This window comes from Amycolatopsis benzoatilytica AK 16/65, from assembly GCF_000383915.1.
GTDB lineage: Bacteria > Actinomycetota > Actinomycetes > Mycobacteriales > Pseudonocardiaceae > Amycolatopsis > Amycolatopsis benzoatilytica.
This window is the reverse complement of sequence record NZ_KB912942.1, coordinates 3,650,684-3,655,694: the sequence shown is the minus strand read 5'-3', so window position 1 is coordinate 3,655,694 and position 5,011 is coordinate 3,650,684. Positions and strand designations below refer to the sequence as shown.

The following is a 5,011-nucleotide window of genomic DNA, read 5'->3' as shown; positions in this document are numbered from 1 at the left end:
AGCCTCGAGTTTCGCCGGGTGTAAGGTACTTCTCCGGTAACAAAAAGCTTGAAATAACGCATCGAGCTTGGTCCGGTTTTTCCGGGTCTGGTTCGGGGTGTGTTGCTTGAGAACTCAACAGTGTGCTAGTGAACTAAGCCAGTAGAGCTTATATATGAAACCCCCTCGTCGGGGTTTCCTTTGAGAATGTGATTGAGAATAGTCTCGATCGAACTTTACAGCATTGTTGGAGAGTTTGATCCTGGCTCAGGACGAACGCTGGCGGCGTGCTTAACACATGCAAGTCGAACGCTGAAACCGCTTCGGTGGTGGATGAGTGGCGAACGGGTGAGTAACACGTGGGTAATCTGCCCTGCACTCTGGGATAAGCCTGGGAAACTGGGTCTAATACCGGATACGACCATCGGGGGCATCCTCGGTGGTGGAAAGTTCCGGCGGTGCAGGATGAACCCGCGGCCTATCAGCTTGTTGGTGGGGTAATGGCCTACCAAGGCGACGACGGGTAGCCGGCCTGAGAGGGTGACCGGCCACACTGGGACTGAGACACGGCCCAGACTCCTACGGGAGGCAGCAGTGGGGAATATTGCACAATGGGCGCAAGCCTGATGCAGCGACGCCGCGTGAGGGATGACGGCCTTCGGGTTGTAAACCTCTTTCGCCAGGGACGAAGCGCAAGTGACGGTACCTGGATAAGAAGCACCGGCTAACTACGTGCCAGCAGCCGCGGTAATACGTAGGGTGCGAGCGTTGTCCGGAATTATTGGGCGTAAAGAGCTCGTAGGCGGTTTGTCGCGTCGGCCGTGAAATCTCCACGCTTAACGTGGAGCGTGCGGTCGATACGGGCAGACTTGAGTTCGGCAGGGGAGACTGGAATTCCTGGTGTAGCGGTGAAATGCGCAGATATCAGGAGGAACACCGGTGGCGAAGGCGGGTCTCTGGGCCGATACTGACGCTGAGGAGCGAAAGCGTGGGGAGCGAACAGGATTAGATACCCTGGTAGTCCACGCTGTAAACGTTGGGCGCTAGGTGTGGGCGACATCCACGTTGTCCGTGCCGTAGCTAACGCATTAAGCGCCCCGCCTGGGGAGTACGGCCGCAAGGCTAAAACTCAAAGGAATTGACGGGGGCCCGCACAAGCGGCGGAGCATGTGGATTAATTCGATGCAACGCGAAGAACCTTACCTGGGCTTGACATGCGCCAGACATCCCCAGAGATGGGGCTTCCCTTGTGGTTGGTGTACAGGTGGTGCATGGCTGTCGTCAGCTCGTGTCGTGAGATGTTGGGTTAAGTCCCGCAACGAGCGCAACCCTTATCCTGCGTTGCCAGCGCGTCATGGCGGGGACTCGTGGGAGACTGCCGGGGTCAACTCGGAGGAAGGTGGGGATGACGTCAAGTCATCATGCCCCTTATGTCCAGGGCTTCACACATGCTACAATGGCTGGTACAGAGGGCTGCGATACCGCGAGGTGGAGCGAATCCCTTAAAGCCGGTCTCAGTTCGGATCGCAGTCTGCAACTCGACTGCGTGAAGTCGGAGTCGCTAGTAATCGCAGATCAGCAACGCTGCGGTGAATACGTTCCCGGGCCTTGTACACACCGCCCGTCACGTCATGAAAGTCGGTAACACCCGAAGCCCATGGCCCAACCCGCAAGGGAGGGAGTGGTCGAAGGTGGGACTGGCGATTGGGACGAAGTCGTAACAAGGTAGCCGTACCGGAAGGTGCGGCTGGATCACCTCCTTTCTAAGGAGCACAACACGTCCACGCCCCCGGGATGCCCGGACCAAGGGCGTGGGGTGGGCACGGTTTAACACCCGCACGCGGTGTTGCCGGGCTTGCTCAAGGAATTGTGGAACTACTGGTTATGGGTTCTCGCGGTGGTGACGCCGTCGGGTAGTACTGCGGAGCTTGCTTCGCGTGGAACGCCGGCGGGTTGATCCGGGCGGGTTCGTGTTCACTGCGCACTGTTGGGTCCTGAGGCAACACACGTTGTTTCTGGTGTGGTGTTTGAGAACTGTAGAGTGGATGCGAGCATCTTTGTGGTCAAGTTGTTAAGGGCACATGGTGGATGTCTTGGCTTCAGGAGCCGATGAAGGACGTGGGAGGCTGCGATATGCCTCGGGGAGCTGTCAACCGAGCTGTGATCCGAGGATTTCCGAATGGGGAAACCCAGCACCAGTGATGTGGTGTTACCCGCCGGTGAATATATAGCCGGTGTGGAGGGAACGCGGGGAAGTGAAACATCTCAGTACCCGCAGGAAGAGAAAACAACCGTGATTCCGTGAGTAGTGGCGAGCGAAAGCGGAAGAGGCTAAACCGTGCACATGTCAAGCTGTCAGGCGTTGTGTGTGCGGTGTTGTGGGACCCGCCTTGAGAATTCTGACAGGTTCTCGGGTTGATGTGCTGGTTAGTGGAACGCCTTGGGACGGGCGGCCGGAGTGGGTGAGAGCCCCGTACGCGAAAACCAGTTGCGTGAGCCTTGGTGGTGTTCCCGAGTAGCAGCGAGCTCGTGGAATTTGCTGTGAATCTGCCGGGACCACCCGGTAAGCCTAAATACTTCCTGGAGACCGATAGCGGACGAGTACCGTGAGGGAAAGATGAAAAGTACCCCGGGAGGGGAGTGAAAGAGTACCTGAAACCGTGTGCCTACAAGCCGTCAGAGCCGTTGAGGTGATGGCGTGCCTTTTGAAGAATGAGCCTGCGAGTTAGTGCTGCGTGGCGAGGTTAACCCGGGTGGGGTAGCCGTAGCGAAAGCGAGTCCGAACAGGGCGGTTGTAGTCGCGTGGTCTAGACCCGAAGCGGAGTGATCTACCCATGGCCAGGGTGAAGCGACGGTAAGACGTCGTGGAGGCCCGAACCCACTTAGGTTGAAAACTGAGGGGATGAGCTGTGGGTAGGGGTGAAAGGCCAATCAAACTCCGTGATAGCTGGTTCTCCCCGAAATGCATTTAGGTGCAGCGTCGCATGTTTCACCGCGGGGGTAGAGCTACTGGATGGTCTAGGGGCCTTACCGGGTTACCGAAATCAACCAAACTCCGAATACCGTGGTGTGAGAGTGCGGCAGTGAGACGGCGGGGGATAAGCTTCGTCGTCGAGAGGGAAACAGCCCAGAACACCAGCTAAGGCCCCTAAGTGTGTGCTCAGTGGGAAAGGATGTGGGATTGCCCAGACAACCAGGAGGTTGGCTTAGAAGCAGCCACCCTTGAAAGAGTGCGTAATAGCTCACTGGTCAAGTGGTCCTGCGCCGACAATGTAGCGGGGCTTAAGCACACCGCCGAAGCTGTGTCACTCGTGCAATACATCCGCCTTCCTCTTCGGGGGTTGGTGCAGTGGCACGGGTGGGTAGGGGAGCGTCCTGCATCCGGTGAAGCGGCGGCGGAAGCCAGTCGTGGAGGGTGCGGGAGTGAGAATGCAGGCATGAGTAGCGAATGCAGAGTGAGAAACTCTGCCGCCGGATGACCAAGGGTTCCTGGGCCAGGCTAATCCGCCCAGGGTAAGTCGGGACCTAAGGCGAGGCCGACAGGCGTAGTCGATGGACAACGGGTTGATATTCCCGTACCCGAGCATGTGCGCCCATGGCGAGGCGGTTGACACTAACCACCCGAAGCCGCGGAGGAAGTCTTCGGACGGATTTCGTGTGTGGAGCGTGGGACCTGATTCCGTAGTAGTCAAGCGATGGGGTGACGCAGGAAGGCAGCTCTGCCAGGCGATGGTTGTCCTGGTGTAAGCGTGTAGGCCGGAACATAGGCAAATCCGTGTTCCATGAGGCTGAGACGTGATGCGTAGCCGTTTGAGGTGAAGCGAGTGATCCTATGCTGCCGAGAAAAGCCTCTAGTGAGTGCATGCACGGCCCGTACCCCAAACCAACACAGGTGGTCAGGTAGAGAATACCAAGGCGATCGGGTGAACTGTGGTTAAGGAACTCGGCAAAATGCCCCCGTAACTTCGGGAGAAGGGGGGCCAAGCGCGGTGATACCCCTTTGCGGGTGGAGCTGTGGTTGGCCGCAGAGACCAGCGGAAAGCGACTGTTTACTAAAAACACAGGTCCATGCGAAGTCGCAAGACGATGTATATGGACTGACGCCTGCCCGGTGCTGGAACGTTAAGAGGACCGGTTAACTCATTTCGGTGGGTGAAGCTGAGAATTTAAGCGCCAGTAAACGGCGGTGGTAACTATAACCATCCTAAGGTAGCGAAATTCCTTGTCGGGTAAGTTCCGACCTGCACGAATGGCGTAACGACTTTCCGGCTGTCTCGACCACAGGCCCGGCGAAATTGCATTACGAGTAAAGATGCTCGTTACGCGCGGCAGGACGGAAAGACCCCGGGACCTTTACTATAGTTTGGTATTGGTTTTCGGTTCGGCTTGTGTAGGATAGGTGGGAGACTGTGAAGCTCGGACGCTAGTTCGGGTGGAGTCGTTGTTGAAATACCACTCTGGTCGGATTGGGAATCTGAACCTCGGACCGTGATCCGGTTCAGGGACAGTGCCTGATGGGTAGTTTAACTGGGGCGGTTGCCTCCTAAAGAGTAACGGAGGCGCCCAAAGGTTCCCTCAGCCTGGTTGGCAATCAGGTGTCGAGTGCAAGTGCACAAGGGAGCTTGACTGTGAGACAGACATGTCGAGCAGGGACGAAAGTCGGGACTAGTGATCCGGCACCTCCTGGTGGAAGGGGTGTCGCTCAACGGATAAAAGGTACCCCGGGGATAACAGGCTGATCTTGCCCAAGAGTCCATATCGACGGCATGGTTTGGCACCTCGATGTCGGCTCGTCGCATCCTGGGGCCGGAGTAGGTCCCAAGGGTTGGGCTGTTCGCCCATTAAAGCGGCACGCGAGCTGGGTTTAGAACGTCGTGAGACAGTTCGGTCCCTATCCGCCGCGCGCGCAGGATACTTGAGGAAGGCTGTCCCTAGTACGAGAGGACCGGGACGGACGGACCTCTGGTGTGCCAGTTGTCACGCCAGTGGCATGGCTGGTTGGCTATGTTCGGAAGGGATAACCGCTGAAGGC

The 5,011-nt window shown here is 57.6% G+C and carries 1 rRNA gene and 2 other annotated features (2 of these 3 cut by a window edge); the gene reads left to right on the top strand.

What is annotated here, in order from left to right:
• Positions 1-38 (top strand) — a sequence feature (16S ribosomal RNA rRNA prediction is too short) (it extends 887 nt beyond the left edge of the window).
• Positions 39-223: 185 nt separating this feature from the next.
• Positions 224-1,742 (top strand): 16S ribosomal RNA (locus AMYBE_RS0116665).
• Positions 1,743-2,040: 298 nt separating this feature from the next.
• Positions 2,041-5,011: a sequence feature (most likely nonfunctional fraction of RNA operon), on the top strand; it runs 1,728 nt beyond the window's last position.